The organism is Streptomyces marianii (assembly GCF_005795905.1).
In the GTDB taxonomy this organism is placed as follows: Bacteria; Actinomycetota; Actinomycetes; order Streptomycetales; family Streptomycetaceae; genus Streptomyces; species Streptomyces marianii.
In genome coordinates, this window is record NZ_VAWE01000001.1 from 5822515 (window position 1) to 5839754 (window position 17240).

A 17240-nucleotide genomic window follows, 5' to 3' on the forward strand; every position below is an offset into this window, starting at 1 on the left:
ATGGGGAGCAGGGGGAGTTGGACCACAGCCCTGCGCACCGCCGCGCTCGCGGTCGCGTGCCTCACGGGCTGTTCGTCCGGAGCGGAGAAGCCCACGGCCGAGGACCAGCGCGCAGCACACCTCGACCGTGTACGCGAGACGTACCGGCTCGGGCGCAGCGAAGGACTGGCCCTGCAACGGCAGAAGATCGCCAGCGGCGCACCACCCGCCTACTCCAGTCCGAGCGAAGAGGAGTGCAAGGACCGGTGGGACCAGCTCGGCGAGCGCCAGCAGAGAGCGGGCGACCGCGGCGGCTTCCTGTCCGCCTGTTCCTCATTCCCGGCGCCGGGACTCCCGGGGTACGACGAGGCAGTGGCCGAAGCCAGCCGGAGCACGCTGAGACCGTAACGCGGCTGGACTGCGACCTAATCGCTGATCATCAGATGCGCGGGGAAGTAGCAGCCTCCTGTGTCGTTTGCGTGCCTCTTCTTGCGCATGAGCAGCTCGTCAAGCCGCACCCGGTCATCGAGGACGTAGAACAGGTCGGTGCCGTCGATCGTGAGGAAGGCGGTCCCCTCGTTGAAGGCGGACCGGGCACCCGAGCTGAAGCCGTTGACGCTGATGAACAGACCTAGAGCGTTCTTCCCCTTCCGGCGTACCTTCTCGCTGAAGAGCATCAACGGCCCGGCCTCGACAGCGCCCTTCAGCCATTTCGCTTCCAGGATGTAGTCGTCGGTGTCGAAGGTGATTGACCCGTCGATCTGCTGGAATTCGAGGTCAAACCCGAGGCGGGGCTGCATGTCGAAGAGCTCGAACAGTGAGAACAGGAACGACTCGAAGGCGCGACCAGCACCCTGCCGGTCGGTGTCCGACTGCAATCGCAGGAACTCCTCCTTCAGCTCGCTAAGGCGCTGCGAGAAGCCACGGCGATGCTTCTCCCGCTCCGCTTGTTGGGCTTGTTGCTCCTCGACTGCTGCCCGTTCTTCAAGAAGGCCCCGGAAGCGTTCGGTCCAGGTCTTGAGATCGGCCACGGCATCTCTGGCTTGAGTCAGCAGCTTCTCGGCCTCGGGCTGTCGCTTGAGGGTGGGGAACGATTCCATCTGCGAGATCTCAAGCATGAGAGAGAGCGTGAGGTCCTGGTATCGGTCCTCCCCGACCCGGAGCCGTTCCACGAACTGCCCTGCGAAGACGACCTTGTAGTTCGTGAAGTCCAGTCCGCTGACCAGCTCGGGGTGCTCCGACGCGCGGATTTGGAGGAACCGGGCAAGATCTGGCTTGTACCAGTAGATCCGGGCCAATGCCTCGGTCAGGGCGTCGTACGCCGCCGGCTCGATCTTCCGCGCTCGCCTAGACGTCAAGATGCCCCCGCCCTGGACAACGGAGGCCAGCGCCGCTGCCACCCTCCCGGGATGATGATGCTACCCAGCCGGAGTGACAGATTTGCCAGGTTGAGGGCAGCTCACTCCGTCTACGCCGTAACCTGATCTTGCGGCGCGGGGCCGACTGCCTGGAGGGGCACCGTGGGCCTGCGCGAGCTGATCACCGACGTCTGGAGCTGGCTGGACTACAAGCCAGTCATGGCCGACCCGCGCCGACCAGGCCGGAACGCCTGGGCGGAGCTGACCTCGTCCTGGGTTCCTGATGAGGACCTGCGCCGTCTGGCTGCCTACCGTCTGCTCGCGGCGTACGACTCCAACCAGGCCGGCCAGGTCGCCGCGATCACCGGGGACGACGAAGCAGGGGCCGAGCGGCGTGAACTCGGTGACGCCTCGAAGCTCGTCGACACCGCACTCGGCTACCTCCTCGGCTCCGAGCAGACCATCACGGTCGCGGGCGCGGAGCACGCCGACGACGAGCCGACGAGCGAGGCCGCCATGGCGCTGGCCGTTCAGGACAAGCTGCGGGCCTGGGCGGAGAAGGAGCTGCTGCCGCTGCGCATCCAGCAGGCGGAGCGGACCGCGATCCTGCTGGGCGACGCGGTCTACAGCCTCGCCTGGGAACCGGCCAAGGGCCGCGTTCTGCTGCGCACCTGGGACCCGGGCCTGTACTTCCCGGAGTGGCCCGAGGACGGGGAGCAGGACGGCGCCGAGTTCCCCATGCGGGTGCACCTGGCTTGGGAGCTGCCCGAGGACAAGCGGCGCGGCCTGAAGGCCAGGCTCCGCCGCATCACCTACGAACTCGGGCCGATCGCTCCCGCCAGCCGACGCGGCACTGCGAAGAACGGCAACGCGGTACGCGAGTACATCTACGCCGACGACGGCGCACCGGTCCTGAGCACAGGCGACTCCCTCAACAGCGAGAGCAGCGCGATCACGCGGACCTACCCCTGGGCGCCAGGACGGCCGACCCCGTGGACGTGCTACCTCACCGACGCCGAATGGGAGCTGGACGACCTCAAGTACGCCGACTTCCTCTACGACCTGCCCATGGACAAGGCCACCTACCGAGTCCGGTCAGACGGCGAAGTCCTCGACCGCCTCGACCTGATGGTGGACTTCATCCCCCTCGTCCAGGTCACCAACTCCATCCCGGCCAGCGGCGAGCACTGGGGCAAGCCCACCGTCTCCACCGTCCTCCAGGCCCTGGACGAGCTGTCTGCCACCGACACCGACAGCTCCGGTGCCTCAGCCACCACCGGTTCACCGATCATCGGCCTTGCCGGTGCCAGGCTGCCCATCGACCGTGCCACCGGGCAGCCCCTCCCCGTCAAAGTCCGGGCCGGGACGGTATGGCAGCTCAACGACAGCGGACGCATGGACGTCCTCGACACCTCGGCCCAGCTCGCCGAGCTGCGAGCCCGCGTGGACCACATCCTCGACCGCATCGCAGCGAACAGCCGCCTCACGGCCGCCGGCCTGGGCACCCTCGACCCCACCGCCCTGCCATCGGGCTACGCTCTGCAACTCGCCCTGGGCCCGCTGGACTCCCTGGTGGCCGCCATGCGCCTGGCCCGCACCCACAAGTACGCCATCCTGCTGCGCCTGGTGCAGCGGCTCCACCAGGCGGGGCACGCCGAAGGATGGCCCGCGGGGGAGTCCCTGCCAGCCCGCCTGACATGGGGTCCGCACACCCCCACCGACCGGGCCGCGGTCCTAGACGAGGTGGTCAAGGGCGTCGGCGCTGGCGTGCTGTCCGTGGAGACCGGCGTCCGCATGCTGATGGACGTCGGTTACCCCATCGACGACGCTCAGGAGGAGATCGAGCGAATCCAGAAGCGGGCGTTCGACGCTGCGGCTCGTCTCGCCGACGCCACGGGCGACAACGCTGCGGTACGGGAGTATCTGGGCCTGCCTGAAGCGCACCCGGATCAGCTGACGGTCCCGTTGATCGGCTCCTTGCCAGATCTCGCACGTGAGGACGGCGGCGCGTAGCGGTTGACAGCCGTCACCGGCGGTGGGCCTCAAGGTCATCCGTGAGCTGTACGAGCTGGCGCATGCACTTCGCTCGTTTCGGTCGCCGCCACCACGCAGCGAAGAAGAGGCCCTGCGCGGCGCCTGAGAGGTCTAGGAGCGCCGCGAGCTTCGCGCTTTCGGATCTCTCAGAAATCCAGACCAATCGTGAGACCAGCGCGAATCGGAGCGCCACATCCTTCAGGAACCATATGTACGACAAGGGCGCGATGCTGTCTGCCAGATCCTTGGTCGCCGTGTCGATCTTCTGACGCCAGCGTTCGCCTTCCCCGATCAGGGCCTCGCGAACCGTTGGCGAGGCCTCGTCGGGGATTACCAGGTTGGTCAAGCGTGCGCTGCACGTCAGGATGGTGAGGACGGCTTGGCCGTATCGCTCGCGGTCCTGATGCCCCGCCTGGATCTTTCTGTTCCGTGCCTCCAGCCTCGGCAGGATGGTCAGACTGGTGACCAGGGTCGTGGTGAGAGCTGTCACCACAGCGACGAGCAGGGCGATCAACCAGTTCGGCATGCAGGGCAGTGTGCAAGAGTCTGGCCGTCGGCGGGCGGCTTTGGAGAATCCGTCACCTTGAGCCAGTCGGAGCGTTCAGGTGCTGTGGCACGCTCCCAAGAAGTAGTCGGTGGATAGCCGCTATGTGAGCACCGTGCACGCCAAAGCGCGGATCGGGTGCACTGCCGTTGGTGGCTAGACTGATCTTCGGCGTGGGGGCGCTGGAGACCTGTGGATGGTTCACGCATGACGCGCCGCTCGCTCCCCAACCCGCTCGCACCGGTAGGGCGCCGCCGTGACGGGCGGCCGATCTATCCGATCCTCGGTGCTTCACCGGAGGACGATTCCAACAAGCCTGATGGCGACGGCGGTGGCACCGTTGCCCAGGAGGACCTGTCGCGGCTGCTGGCCCGCGAGAAGACGCAGGGCGGACGTGCCGCCGTCAAGAAGCTGCTCGGCGATCTCGGCTTCGACAACTCCGAGGCGCTGACCGAATTCGTCACCAGCAAGCGCGACGCCGATCAGGCCGCGCTGACGGAGATCGAACGCAGGGAGCAGGCCGCCGAGGAGAAGCTGAAGGCCGCCGAGGCACGCGAGGCGCAGGCCGCAACCAGGGAGCGCGCCTCCATCCGACGCGCCGCCCTCGCCGGACTCGGCGCAACCGGAGACGACCTCAGCGATGCGATCCTCCTCATCGACCGGGCGCTCGACGACCAGCCCGACGCCGACGAGGAAGTTGTCGCCGCCGCTGCCGAGCAGTTGAAGGAACGGCGGCCCGAGCTGTTCGGCCAGACCAGCGCAGCCATACCGCCCGCCCCCGGCGGTTCCCCCGCCGGCGGTCCGCCCTCGCGCGGAGGTGTGCCGCCCAAGCCCGGTGCTGCCGGACTGGAGATGGCCCGACGCCGAGGGTTCGTCACCGGCTGACCAGGCCCAGCGACGTCATGGCGCACACCATGACCCCACCGGCGGGATAGCCGGACATGGGGACCACGCCCCTCACACCTTCCGTGGACGGCGCCGCCACCAGGCGAGCGCGCGAACCGATTCGCTTCACGTCCACGGGAGGACGGCTGTGACACTCCAGCCCATCACCACGTCGACGTCGTACACCGCCGACCGGGCCTGGCTCGCGTCGCTGCACGGCACCGACTCCACCGAGACCATCACGCTCGATCTGTCGAAGCTGACCGCGGGCACGCATACCGCCGCGTCGACCGAGACCGCCCAGCCCTACAGCCGGGTCCTGTCCGGCGTACCCGTCGGCGAGATCACCGCGAGCGGCCTGTACGGGGCCTTCGATCCGGCAGCGACCGACGGCCGCCAGAACCTCGCCGGTCATGTCTTCGCCGAGGCGTTGTTCGCGCCGACCGCCACGAAGGTGCCCGCCGCTCTGCTGTGGCACGGCGTCGTCGTCACCGCGAAGGTCCCCGGCGGCATCGACCCCACCAAGGTCACCCCGTCGGTGACCGGTCCGCAGATCCGGTACGTGTGAGAGGCGGCCGACGATGACCATTCAGGACCTGATCAAGAACGTCGCCGCCCGCGACCTCACGACCTTCGCTCGCGCGATCCCCTCGCCTGCGGACCACCTGTTCACCAAGGACGGCGGGATCATCCCGACCTTCGAGCAGGACGAGGTGAAGTGGCGGGTCAAGGACAACGGCCGGTACGTCAGCGTCGCGAAGTACCGCGCCTTCGACGCCAGCGTGCCGTTCGCATCCCGCGAGGCGTGGCAGACCACCCGTGAGGGCATGCTGCCGCCACTGGGACAGAAGCTCCTCGTGGGTGAGCAGGAGCAGATCCTGCTGGAGGCTTCCCGTGGCGCGGACGAGGACCGGCTGATCGAGCTGCTGTACGACGACACCGAGCGGCACGTCGAGGCGATCCGCTCCCGGGTCGAGCTGGCCTGGGGCGACGTCCTGGTCGACGGCAAGTTCTCGCTCGTCGCAGAGAACGGTCTGACCACGGAGGTCGACTGGGGCGTGCCGGCGGGCAATCTGCCCACCGTGCCGAAGCTGTGGTCGGACCCCACCTCCGACCCGATCAAGGACGAGTTGGGCTGGATTCAGTACCTCGATGACCGGGGCGCTCCCTTCCCGGAGCTGGTGGTCACCAGCCGCAAGGCGTTCTCGTTCCTGGCGGCCAACAACGCCTACAGGGCGGCCTACTACGGCTCCGTGAACCCCTCGAACACCCCGACCGCCACGCTCACCCCGCAGCAGATCAACGTCGTCCGCGACAACTACGGCCTGCCCCCGATCACCTTCTACAAGGGACAGGTCCGCGTCGACGGCGTCCAGACCAAGGTGATCCCCGAGGACCGGTGGATCATGCTGCCGCCGGACCGCTCGAAGTGGGGACAGACCATCTTCGGCGTAACCGCCGAGGGCCTGGCCCTGTCCCGCGGCTCGAACCCGGAGATCACCAAGGAGGATCGTCCGGGCATCATCATCACCCGTGGTGCCCAGGACGACCCGGTGCAGATCTGGACCAAGGGCGCTGCAGTCGGCATGCCCGTGCTGCACACGCCGGACGCTCACATCGTGGCGAAGGTGATCTGATGGGCCGCCGCCTTGCAGCCGCCGTGCACGTCCAGCACCCGGCGTCACGCGAGTGGATCGTCCTGGAGCCGGGCGACGAGCCGGACGACGACCTGGCCGCCGAGATCACCAATCCGGACGCGTGGGAGGACGACGAGCCATCGTCTGATCCGATGGAGTCCGAGTCAAACGAGCCGAAGGACGACCCGCAGCCCTTCGGCCTCGCAGGGCCGCCGCCCCAGCCGGAGGCCGAGCCAGAGGCAGAGTCCGCGCAACCAGCGCCGCGGCGGCGCAGGAAGACCGCCGACACCGACGAGTAGGCACACGAGACACCTCAGCCCGTCCCCGCCCCCGCCCGGGTGGGGGCGGGCGACGGCCATCCAGGAGCACAGATGGATCCGATCCTCCTCGCCTGGCTGCGGGCGCAGCTTGGCACCGCCACGGACGAACAGGACCTCGCCACCCGCTTCGCGCGCCTCGGCCGCGCCCGCGCTGTCGCCGCCGAAGTTCTCGCGGAGCGCCGCGCCAAGCTGCTCGCCGAGCCGCTGCGCATGACGGTCGACGGCGTGGTCACCATCGACCAGAGCAACAACCTCGCCGGACTGGAACGCCAGATAGCGGGTCTTGCCGAACTCGTCGCACCTGATGACCCGGCGGCTGGGGAGGCGAGCGCCGACTTGGTCACTGCGCAGCTCCTGCCGTCTCGGCGTACGAGGTAGAGCGACCATGCCGTACGAGTGGCCGCCTCTGCTGCCCGGAGACCCCGACGAGATCGCGCGCAGGGTCGCTGCCGTACTCGACGAAGCGTGGCAGCGTCTCGAAGCAAAGCAGCGGGATGTGATCGCCCGGTTCGCGGACAACCCGCGCACGCCCTACACCGTGGCGACGCTGGAGGAGTTCAAGCGGGCGATCAGGGACTTCCGGCGCCGCGTGGACCAGGAGGCACGGCAGTTCGTACGGCGGCAGCTTCCTCACCTCTACGAGCAGGGTGGGCGCACGGCCGCCGAGGCCCTGGGCTCCACCTTCACCTGGACGACCTTTCACCGGGACGCGCTCCAGTCGCTCGCGGCAGACTCGTACGCGGACTTCCTGCGCCGCTCCGAGGAGGCTGAACGGATGGCGGGCCAGTTCTACCGTGCCGCGCGGGAGACAGCCCGCAGAGAAGCGCCCCTGCTGGCAGCGGGCAATATGACCGCGAAGCAGGCGGCGAAGAACCTCGCCGACCGGCTTGCCGCCAGAAACGGGTTGACGCACGTCGTCTACCGCAACGGAGCCCGCGTTCCGGTGCGGGTCTGGGCGGAGGCAGCGACCCTGGCCAAGTCCGCCGTCGCCTACAACGCGGGGACGCTCAACCGCACCCGCCAGGCCGGCGTCAGCGTGGTCGAGGTCTTCGACGGGTTCGACTGTGGCTGGACGTCCCACCAGGACCCGGACAAGGCTAACCGGACCTTTCGCACTGTGGAGGACGCGGCGGAGTGGCCGATCTCCCATCCTCGATGCCGTAGGGCCTTCGGACCGCGCCCTGACGTTGGCGGCGCGCACTAACCAGGAGGTCACGTCGAGGTCCGGTAGTCATGTCTGCGACCGCCACAGCCCCTACAGGATGTTCCACAGCATGGACGTGTCCTCCTGACGGAGTCCATCGATACGGCGCTCTACTTCGCTACGCGTGTGGGGTGCGCTGGCGATCTTCCGGGCATTCGTGCAGATCATCCGCAATTCACGTAGGTCCCGGATCACGGCGAAGCCCGGCCAGGTGGTGATGTCGAAGCCGTAGGAATCAACGAATGGCCGGTACTGCTCCGCTCCGTGCTGGAACCGACGGCAGTGAATCTCAATGGTCGCGAGATCCCATTCACGGTGTCCAAGGGTCACGGTGTCCCAGTCGCACAGAACCACCGTGGGGGAGGCGTGAAGTGCGTTGCGATGCTGTGGGTCTCCCTGGATCACCGTTTCGGGAAAGAGGAAGTCGATTCCGTCAAGCTCCTTGGTCAGCCGTTCAAGTCGCTCGCTGAGGAACGTCCGCGTAGCGGCCGGCAGCACATAAGCCGCCGCAATGGATTGGCCGATGGCGGCGACCGTGTCGTGCTCGGGGAGATGCATGGGCGGAGACGGCAGGTTGTGCAGCGCATGGAGAGGCTCGGCGAGCTGTTGAGCAGTCACCGGAACTTCGGGCTGCGGAAGGTAGGTCCAGAAGGTCGTGGAGTGTCCGTCGATGACGGTTGGCTGTGGCACGTCGTGGAGGGGCGAGGTGGGGAAGCCGAGGTCCATGAGCCACTGCACGAACCGAACGGTTCGCTCCACGTCCTCATAGCGGGAGCCCCGGCGGGCGATCTTGACCACCACGGGGTTGTGACGGAGGCGCACAACGGCATTGGTGTGGCCGCGGAGTACCTCAGCTCCTTCGCTGTCCAGGCCGACGGTCCTGCATGCCTGTTGGAGAACGTGACGCATTTCCGTCTCGCTGTAGCCGCCGTAGGTGGGCGCTGGTGCTGTCATAGGCCAAGGCTGTCCGATGAGCGGTCGGACTGTCACATCGATCCGCGAGGGAGTTCCAAGAGTTCACGCAGTTCCATGGCCGCGCGAGTGCGGCCATTGACTCCAGGAAGCTCTTCGATGACGCGGCGGGCTCTCACACCGAGGATCGAAGTCCTGTGTTCCTCGGGGACCTGTAAGTAGGTTTGAGCTGCCAGCTGGCAGGCTTCCGTGGCGCTTCGTTCATGGGCGAGACAGATCGCGGCTTCCAACCGGAGGAGAGCGGGGTCGATGCCGGTACGTGCGGGATAAAGAGCGAGGGCCTCTTCCTGGACCTTGCGCGCCCGCGAGCCCTGGCCGAGAGCTGTGTACGCGCCGCTCATGTACAGCAGGAAGCGGCGCCACGGGAAGCCAAAGGCGTCGTCGTCCGGGCTGGGCGGCATGCGGTCGTAGATGGTGCGCGCTTCGCGGATGCGAGCTTCCGCGTCGGCGGCATTCCCCTGCTGCGCCAGGGCCCGGGCCTCGGCGGCAGCGGCGAAGGCCGCTGTCGCCGAGGGGCGGTGCTTCGTCATGAGGCGGGCTTCGCGTGACAGCGAGACAGCGGCGTTCAGGGGCCCGTAGTAGTAAGGCAGCATCGCAGCCTGGGCCCTCACCCTGGCTCGTAGCTCCTGATTGCCGCTCTCTTCTGCTGCATGCCGGGCGGTTTCGTACCAGCCCCGGGAACGGCGGTCGTCACCCAGCTTCATCAGCGAGTCGGCGATGAGTGTGGCGAGCACGGCTGTCATCTCGGTCAGCCGGATCTGAACTGAGGTCGTCTGCCGCTCTGTGGAGTGGCCTTCCACTTCAGCAAGTTCGAGAAGGAGCTGGGCGAGCATCATGGCCGGGGGCGTGTGCAGGTACTCCTGCCTCATCAGTAGAAGCCGCTCTTCCAGGAGATCGAGTTGTCCGCCGGCGAGACTTCCTTGGGCCAGTGTCCGATCGGTCGAGTGGCGGGCGGCATCGAGGTGGTCACGGAGCTGGGGCGGTACCAGTCGGTCCTCGCCGGGCTCGCTGATGGCTGTCGACTCGTTCACAGGTAGTACCCCAGACCCGTTGATGGGCGTGCCCGGGGAGCCCAGGCCCAGGTCAAATGGAGTGCATGTGTAGTACTGGCACAGCAGGTCAACGGTGGCCAAACGCGGTGACCTTCCCCCCGTTTCCCAGGAGCCGAGCTGGTCGCCCTCCACCTGCGGTCCGTCAGTGGTCCGCCGCCGTGCGAGCTCTCGCAGTTCGGCACCCGCCTGCGCGAGAGTCTTCCCACGGGCCAGGCGTTGCGCCCGTAGCTTCGACACGCCGCAGTGCTCATGGATGCGCAGTGCGATCAACTGCGGTGCACTGCCGACCGCTTCCTCGCTCAATCTAATCCGGCGGGCGCAGGTGGGCTTGTGTGGCTGCGTCGGAGTGGTCACTGCGAGACCTCCCAGGTCGCTTGGAACTGGCCGCTCGACAGAAAGCTACTGATCCGCACCTGGATTATCCGGCGCTAGCGCCGGAAAGATCCGTTGATCGTCCAACTCTCAGTAAAAGAGAGCCGTTTCCGGCGCATGCTCCGGTTGAGGAACGCCGTCCCGAGCGGTGAACCTGTCCTCCCGCCCGCTCCTGGCGGCAGCCGACCTCGACCGTGCGAACCGTGGAGGAACCCATGCTTGAGGGACATCGCGATGGCCCACCCCGGATCATCCTGCCGCGCTCCTCTCCGGTCCCGCGGCCCTCGCTGGCCGTGCCGCCGGTCGGGCCGGCAGGCCGCCCGACGCCCTTGCCTGTCCGAACTCCGGGACAGGCCCGCGACGCCTTGGACGCACGACACGCCGCGCGTATGGAGGGTCGGGCACCTGACCTGTTCTACGTGCCGAACGCTCCCCAGACCTGGCGGCACCTCCGTCGTGCGCTCACGCGTGAGGAGCCCAAGACGTGACGGTCATCGGTTTAGGGCTCGTGGTCGCCTTCGGCCTCCTGGTGCACTTCGGCCCGATGCGGGGCCAGTGACCATGAACCTCACACGGAGCGAGAAGCATCTACCGCGCCTGCGGTTCGCCATCCGGCATCCGTTCAGGACCCTCCGCAGAAACCACGGCAAGGTTGTTGAACGCACCGGATTCGGCCTTGGGCAGCTTGCCGGGATCGGAACCTTCGTCATTGTGGTCCTCGGCTGGCTCACCTTCCAGTACCTCTCGTACTACCCCTGAGACCGGTCGTCCCCGTGCCGCTGGACTCCCTCGTGGCACGGAGACGGCCATCCAGTCGGCTTCCTCCGTATCCCGCCGAGACCCCGTGTTCGCCGACACGTGCACGGGTTGGTCTCGGATGATCCCGCGACGGAGGAAGTGGCCCGCTCCTCAGGTGATTGCGCCGCGCCCGTCGGCGTAGGGAGTTGGGCCCCGGCCGCCCTCTGCAAGAGAGCGGCGGCCGACCACCCGTCCGCCGGTCGCCAGCCCAGCGATGAAAGGCAGCATGCCGTGCATGCCACGACCGACCACACCTCAGCAGCAGCATGCCGCAAGCCGGACACAGTCCCGTGGATGGCCGCTTGGACCGGCGAGACGGTTATCCACACGCCAGTGGTCATCCGACCGGGGCGTGAAGGTGGGATCGCCTACCCTGACGAGCTTCCCGTCGACCGTGGAGAGAGCAACGCACTGCTGCACCGCGGCCGTCGCCCAGTGGCCGCTGGCAACCGCGGCAGACCCCTGTTCGGTGACGTGCACACCAACCGGCAGCGTCGTGCGATGCGCAAGCTCCTCTGCCACGTCTGTGGCCGCGACGCACACCGCAACGACCTGGGTGTGCTCTGGCTGCTGGACAACACTGCGGCGAACTGCCCGCCGAACTGGCCGGAGGAAGAGCTCACCGTGCACCCGCCGCTGTGCCTGGAGTGCGCGAGCAAGGCCGTGCAACAGTGCCCGGAGCTTGAGAAGAAGGGTTTCACCGCCGTCCGGGTCCACGATCCGCAGCCGTTCGGCTACCGCGGGCGGCTCTACACCCGAGACCTGACCCGGTACGGGTCTCCGATCCCGATCGTGGTGAAGGGGACGGAGAATCTGGCCTTTGAGGATCCGCTCCTCCCGTGGTTGCTCGCTGCCCAAACCATCCTCTGCCTCGTCGGCTGCACCGTCGTCGACCTGGGCGCGGAGCTCTCGGTCGGTGGCGCCCGATGACCGATGCAGCACGGTGCCGGCACGAGCCCGCTTGCCCGTCGGCCGATGCGGCGGACATGGAGGCTGCGCGTGCAGTGATGCACCATTTCGAGCAGGGCTGGTCGCTGCTCTGCATCGGTGTCCTCGCCTTCGACACCGGCGATTTGCTGCCGGACGGCCGGATCATCGCGCACCACCGTCCGCTCCTGACCGTGATGGGGGCTGCGGGATGACCCTTCGATGTCTCGGAGGCAGACTCGGATCACCGGGTGTCCGCCTCACGCCCGACGTCAATGTCCTCTCGGACGTCCTCAACCAGCAGCTCGAAGCTGCCGTGTCCTGACAGACGGCCGCCCTGGTGAGCCGGTTGATTCGAGCCCGGTTCACTGTGCGGTGCAAGGACCCCGACCCGGGGATAGGCGGCCCTGCACGGTCCACTTGTGGGGCGTGGCCCCTCGGGCCGGTGGCTGGGATCCACCTCTGCGGCGTAGTTGTCTCAATACGCTCCGCACGTGAGTGCCCGGCAGTACCACCATCCGCAATTTATCTTCAGCAGAACGGAGTTGGAATGAGTCCCCAGTTGACGCACACCACGCAGGTGAAGCCCCAGGGCTCGGGTACGACGTCGGACGGCTTCGACCTGGACGTCACCCTGGTCGAGGTCTCCGACACCGCCGGTCTGATCAGCCTGACGGACGACGGCTGCGGCGAGACCTGCGGCGCCTGCACCACCAACGTGGCCTGACCTGAGGCGCACGTCATCCCAGCCGGTGCCTTCGCGACTCACCGCGCGAAGGCACCGGCCGCCCGCCTGGACCACGGAGGTCGTGATGGCTTCGAGCACCGCGTTCCGCGCCGGGAAGACCGCTCTCCTCCGTGCGGTCGCTCGTCCGGGACTTCCCCTATCCCCGTGCCCCGACCTTGACGACCCGTCCCCGCGCGGCGCGGCTGCCCGGCTCGCGTGGCTGCGCGAGGTGTGGTGCGAGGAGGACGTCGCCGAGGCTCTGGAGCACGCCAGCCCTGCTCTCGCTTCGCAGGTGCGCGTCCTGTGTTCATCCGGCGCCCCGGCCGCGCGTGATGTGCGGCGTGCCGTTGCCTCAGTGGCGCGCTACCTGCTGCGCGCCGAACACCGAGCGACACCCTTCGGTCTGTTCGCCGGCGTGGCACCGGCCGCCATCGGTCCCAGGGCCCGCACCATGTGGGGCTCGGACCACATGGTTGTCGGTCGAGCGAGTGCGGAGTGGCTTACTGCCGTGGTCGAGCGGCTGGAGTCGTGCCCTGAGCTGCTGGAACGTCTCCTGGTGGTCGTCAACAACACCACTGCCGAACGTGGCGGCCGGCTCATCGTGCCGTACAAGGCCGACCTGCAGGGTGACCGTCGGCGTGCGGTTGAGGCATCCGTGGCCCTGACCGGGCCGGTGCGGACGGCCCTGGACGCAGCCCGGGAGCCGATCCCCGTGGGTGTCCTCGCTGACAAGCTCGCTGCGGAGTTCCCCGCAGCGGGGCCCGGGAGGACTCAACGGCTCATACAAGAGCTGGTGCAGCACGAGGTACTGATCACGAACCTGCACGCACCGAGCACGGAGACCGACGCCCTGCAACACGTGCTGAGCCAGCTCGACGCGGTGAGCGCCGACAGTGTGGCGCCGGTCGCTGATACGGTCCGCGAACTGCACGCCGTGCAGATCGACCTCAGCGGTTGCGGTTCCCGCAGCGGTCGGGCCCGCGCCGCCGCACGGATGCAGGCCCAGGTCCCGGGCTTGAAGCGGCACCCCCTCGCTCTGGATCTTCGTCTGGATGCCCAGGTCGAGTTGCCGGACACGGTTGCACAAGAGGTCGAGCGGGCCGCCAGCGTCTTGACCCGGGTCAGCGCCCACCCGTACGGGACTGCGGCGTGGAAGGCGTACCAGCGGCGGTTCTACGAGCGGTACGGCATCGGCACGATGGTGCCGCTCAACGAAGTCGTCGCCGACAGCGGCACCGGCTTTCCCGACGGGTACCCGGGCACCCAGGCTGCCGAGCGCCGCTCCCGACTCTCCGTACGGGACGACACCTTGTTGCGGCTGGCTCAGGACGCCGCTCTCGACGGATGCGACGAGGTGGTGCTCACCGACGATCTGATCGCCGCGATGGACCTGGGGCCGGAGCGCCCGAGGGTGCCGCCGCACCTGGAGGTCGGTGTCCGGGTGTACGCAGCCAGCGTCGAGGAGCTGTACCGCGGGCGCTTCCGCCTGGAGGTCGCGAGTGTGTCCCGTGGCGTTGGGGTCACCACCGGCCGTTTCCTCGGCGTCCTGGCTCCCGAGGACCGCGAGCGGCTGTCAGCGGAATTGGCCGACCCGCCGACCGCAGACGCCGGCACCATCGCCGCCCAGTTGTCGTTTCCGCCTCTGCTCTCCACGAGCGCCCACGTCACGCGTGCTCCGCAGGTCCTGCCCACGGTGATCAGCGTCCAGGAGCACCGCGCCGCAAGCAGCGACGTACTCACGCCCGACGACCTGGCGGTGGCATGCGACGGGCGCCGCATGTATCTGGCGGCACCCGAGCTGGGTCACCGCGTCGAGGCAGTGGGGATGCACGCGCTGAACCTCACGACGCACACCCCGCCGCTGGTCCGGTTCCTCACCGAGCTGTCTCGCGCCCAGTGCGCGCAGGTCACCCTGTTCGACTGGGGCGCCGCGAGCGCGATGCCGTTCCTGCCCAGGCTCCGCTACGGACGCACGGTGCTCGCCCCCGCACGGTGGCGGCTGGAAGCAGCCGACTTGCCCGGCCGCGACCGCCTCCAGGCCAAGTGGGACACCGCGCTTGAAGAGTGGAGGACCCGGCGACGGATGCCGGAGCGGGTCTTCCTAGCCGAGGAGGACCGGCGCTTACGCCTCGACCTTGGCCAAGCCGGACACCGCGTCCTGCTACGCCAGCATCTGAACCGCGTTCGTCTGGCCGTTTTCGTGGAAGCTCCAGAAGCCGACGCATACGGCTGGTCCGACGGCCGCGCGCATGAGGTCGTCATGCCGCTCAAGGCGACGCAACCGCCGGCGTGGCCGGTCCTGTCGCCCCCTGCACCGGCGCGAGCCTTGTCCCGGGAGCAGATCCAAACCCCGGGAGTTGCTTCCCTGCTGCTGGCCACCTTGTACGGCGACCTGCGCCGCCAGGACGCCCTACTCGCCCAGCATCTCCCGCTCCTGCTGGACCGGCTCGGAGGCCCGCCGTGGTGGTTCATCCGCTTCCGCGACCCGGAGCAGCACCTGCGGGTGCGCATCGCCCTACCTGATCCCGATGCCTTCGCCGAGACGACCCGCACCATCGGTACTTGGGCCGATGAACTGCGGACCGCCGGACTGCTGTCGGACATGCGCCTGCCCACCTCCTACCGTGAAATGGGCCGTTGGGGCTCCGGCGCTGCCTGGAACGCGGCCGAGGAGGTGTTCCGCGCCGACTCGCGCGCCGTGGTCGCGCAGCTCTCCCTGCCCCGACGCCCGCAGCAGCGTGCGCTGGTGGCCGCGCACACGATCGCCATCGCCACGGCGTTCCTCGGCAGCACTGAGGAGGGGATGCGCTGGCTGATCGAGAACATTCCGCCCACCGCGCCCGCAAGGGTGCCGCGCCCGCAGTTCACGGAGACCGTACGGTTGGCCGATCCGTCCGGCGACTGGGCGGCGCTGCGCGACGTGCCCGGCGGGCACGCCATCGCGGAGGCGTGGGCCGACCGAGACGCGGCGCTCGCCGCCTACCGGCCTCATCTCCTCGGCCCGGACACCCAGGGCATCCGCCTGGACGACGTCCTCTCTTCGCTCCTGCACGTCCACTTCGTACGGCACGTCGCGGTCGACTTCGCCGAGGAAGAGGTCTGCCTCCATCTCACACGCGCCACCGCCATGGCCTGGATGTCCCGGAGGGCGCGATGACCCAGCCCCTCGCGCTCAAGATGGTGGACGCCGTCGGCGACCTCCTGGCCGACCCCGCCACCGCACGGATGGGACCGAGCGATGCGTCTCTGCACCGACAGCACCTCGCGTACGGGCCGACCGGCATCGCACTGCTGCACATCGAGCGGGCCGCCGCCGGCCTGGGACCGTGGCAGCGCGCCCATGACTGGCTTGCCGCAGCCGCACAGCAGGCGGTCACCAGCGGCCCCGACAGCCACCCCTTCTACGGTGCACCCGCCCTCGCGCACGCCATGGCCTGTATGGCCGATCACCTGCGCGGGGCCTACCAGCGGGCCCGGGACTCCCTGAACGAGCAGATGAGCGCCGACGTCCGCCGCCGGTTGGGGGCCGCGCACCGCCGCATCGACACCGGGCACCTTCCGGAACTCGCCGAGTTCGACACCATCCGAGGGCTGGCAGGCTACGGTGCCTACTTCTTGCGCCGCGACCCCAACGATGACGACCTACGCGCCATCCTCAGCTACTGCGTACGCCTCGCCGAGCCGGTCACCTGCGGCGGCGAGGCCCTGCCCGGATGGTGGACGCCGAGCGGGCCCTCTGGCCGAATGGACGACCGCTATCCGGGAGGTCACGCCAACAACGGCATGGCACACGGCATCGGCGGCGTGCTCGCGCTGCTGGCCCTCCCCGCCCGACGCGGTATCACCGTCGGCGGCCACCGCGAAGCCGTCCGCACAATCCTGGCCTGGCTGGACCGTTGGCAGGAGAAGACCGACCGAGGTGAGGCGTGGCCCTACTGGGTTACGCGAGATGAGCTATGCACCGGCCGCCCCGATCCATCCCCACCGCGGCGACCGTCGTGGTGCTACGGAACCGCCGGTCTGGCCCGAGCCCGGCAACTTGCCGCCCTCGCCCTCGGCGACACCGAGCGCCAGCTCGAAGCGGAGAACGCGCTCGTGTCTGCTCTCACGGATCGCGCGCAGCTCAAGGCGACCACGGACAACGGACTGTGCCACGGCTTCGCCGGCCTCGCCCACGTCGCCGCCCGGACCGCCGAGGATGCGCACGTCTCCACTGCCGGACAGCTCCGCGCGGCGATACCGCCGCTCCTGACCGCGGTCTGCCCGCCGGGCACCGTCCCGGAGGACACAGCGGAGGCGGTCATTCGGGACAAGGAAGCAGGGCCCGGGTTCCTGAACGGCGCCGCCGGTATGGCGCTGGCGCTCCTGGCCCCTGCCACCACGACCCCGCCCCAATCCGCCTGGGATGCCTGCCTCCTCATCGCCTGATCC

Annotated in this window: 18 protein-coding genes; 14 read left to right on the top strand and 4 right to left on the bottom strand. The window is 68.5% G+C overall.

Annotated features, from left to right (window positions below):
• Window positions 1-387 carry a hypothetical protein gene (locus FEF34_RS26400; RefSeq protein WP_138055368.1) on the top strand — a complete coding sequence of 129 codons (387 nt, stop codon included), beginning with the start codon at window positions 1-3 and terminating at the stop codon, window positions 385-387.
• A gap of 17 nt (window positions 388-404) precedes the next feature.
• Here FEF34_RS26400 and FEF34_RS26405 read toward each other — a convergent pair whose 3' ends face one another.
• Entirely contained in the window at window positions 405-1337 is a 933-nt protein-coding gene (locus FEF34_RS26405; RefSeq protein ID WP_138055369.1) for a hypothetical protein, read from the bottom strand.
• Between the two features lie 162 nt (window positions 1338-1499).
• Between FEF34_RS26405 and FEF34_RS26410 the strand changes: the two genes are divergently transcribed.
• On the top strand, window positions 1500-3350 hold the full coding sequence (locus FEF34_RS26410) for a hypothetical protein (protein ID WP_138055370.1): 1851 nt from the start codon (window positions 1500-1502) through the stop codon (window positions 3348-3350).
• Window positions 3351-3363: 13 nt separating this feature from the next.
• Here the strand turns inward: FEF34_RS26410 and FEF34_RS26415 are convergent, their stop codons facing one another.
• Window positions 3364-3897 (bottom strand): hypothetical protein, encoded by a 534-nt coding sequence (locus FEF34_RS26415; RefSeq protein ID WP_138055371.1) that lies wholly within the window; start codon window positions 3895-3897, stop codon window positions 3364-3366.
• Window positions 3898-4122: 225 nt separating this feature from the next.
• Here FEF34_RS26415 and FEF34_RS26420 point away from each other — a divergent pair, with 225 nt between their 5' ends.
• The 6 genes from FEF34_RS26420 to FEF34_RS26445 all read left to right on the top strand — a co-directional run bounded on the left by FEF34_RS26420 (window position 4123) and on the right by FEF34_RS26445 (window position 7961).
• Window positions 4123-4800, top strand: coding sequence for a hypothetical protein (locus tag FEF34_RS26420; RefSeq protein WP_138055372.1), 678 nt, complete (start codon window positions 4123-4125; stop codon window positions 4798-4800).
• 148 nt (window positions 4801-4948) lie between these two features.
• Window positions 4949-5368, top strand: coding sequence for a head decoration protein (locus FEF34_RS26425; protein ID WP_138055373.1), 420 nt, complete (start codon window positions 4949-4951; stop codon window positions 5366-5368).
• Window positions 5369-5381: 13 nt separating this feature from the next.
• Window positions 5382-6437, top strand: a complete 1056-nt coding sequence (locus tag FEF34_RS26430) for a major capsid protein (protein WP_138055374.1) — start codon at window positions 5382-5384, stop codon at window positions 6435-6437.
• Window positions 6437-6736 carry a hypothetical protein gene (locus tag FEF34_RS26435; protein ID WP_138055375.1) on the top strand — a complete coding sequence of 100 codons (300 nt, stop codon included), beginning with the start codon at window positions 6437-6439 and terminating at the stop codon, window positions 6734-6736. Before FEF34_RS26430 ends, FEF34_RS26435 begins: the two co-directional genes overlap by 1 nt.
• Window positions 6737-6808: 72 nt before the next feature.
• Window positions 6809-7135: a hypothetical protein gene (locus tag FEF34_RS26440; protein WP_138055376.1), complete on the top strand. Its 327-nt coding sequence runs from the start codon at window positions 6809-6811 to the stop codon at window positions 7133-7135.
• A 7-nt stretch (window positions 7136-7142) separates the two neighbouring features.
• Window positions 7143-7961 (top strand): hypothetical protein, encoded by an 819-nt coding sequence (locus FEF34_RS26445; protein WP_138055377.1) that lies wholly within the window; start codon window positions 7143-7145, stop codon window positions 7959-7961.
• 51 nt (window positions 7962-8012) lie between these two features.
• On the opposite strand, the gene FEF34_RS26450 is transcribed toward FEF34_RS26445, so the two are convergent.
• Window positions 8013-8915 (bottom strand): phosphotransferase family protein, encoded by a 903-nt coding sequence (locus FEF34_RS26450; protein ID WP_138055378.1) that lies wholly within the window; start codon window positions 8913-8915, stop codon window positions 8013-8015.
• A 32-nt stretch (window positions 8916-8947) separates the two neighbouring features.
• The gene (locus tag FEF34_RS26455; RefSeq protein WP_234042565.1) at window positions 8948-9964 is read right to left on the bottom strand and encodes an XRE family transcriptional regulator; all 1017 of its coding nucleotides are present in this window, start codon (window positions 9962-9964) and stop codon (window positions 8948-8950) included.
• Between the two features lie 954 nt (window positions 9965-10918).
• Here FEF34_RS26455 and FEF34_RS26460 point away from each other — a divergent pair.
• From FEF34_RS26460 to FEF34_RS26485, 6 genes are all read left to right on the top strand, one after another.
• Window positions 10919-11116: a hypothetical protein gene (locus FEF34_RS26460; protein WP_138055379.1), complete on the top strand. Its 198-nt coding sequence runs from the start codon at window positions 10919-10921 to the stop codon at window positions 11114-11116.
• A 333-nt stretch (window positions 11117-11449) separates the two neighbouring features.
• Window positions 11450-12085: a hypothetical protein gene (locus FEF34_RS26465; RefSeq protein ID WP_138055380.1), complete on the top strand. Its 636-nt coding sequence runs from the start codon at window positions 11450-11452 to the stop codon at window positions 12083-12085.
• A complete protein-coding gene (locus tag FEF34_RS26470; protein WP_138055381.1) occupies window positions 12082-12297 on the top strand; it encodes a DUF5999 family protein in 216 nt (71 codons plus the stop codon). Before FEF34_RS26465 ends, FEF34_RS26470 begins: the two co-directional genes overlap by 4 nt.
• 335 nt (window positions 12298-12632) lie before the next feature.
• Window positions 12633-12809 (top strand): FxLD family lanthipeptide, encoded by a 177-nt coding sequence (locus FEF34_RS26475; protein WP_138055382.1) that lies wholly within the window; start codon window positions 12633-12635, stop codon window positions 12807-12809.
• Between the two features lie 85 nt (window positions 12810-12894).
• Window positions 12895-15966: a lantibiotic dehydratase gene (locus tag FEF34_RS26480; protein WP_138055383.1), complete on the top strand. Its 3072-nt coding sequence runs from the start codon at window positions 12895-12897 to the stop codon at window positions 15964-15966.
• Window positions 15963-17237 (top strand): lanthionine synthetase C family protein, encoded by a 1275-nt coding sequence (locus FEF34_RS26485; protein ID WP_138055384.1) that lies wholly within the window; start codon window positions 15963-15965, stop codon window positions 17235-17237. The genes FEF34_RS26480 and FEF34_RS26485 overlap by 4 nt, the downstream gene beginning before the upstream one ends.
• The last annotated feature ends 3 nt before the right edge of the window (window positions 17238-17240 follow it).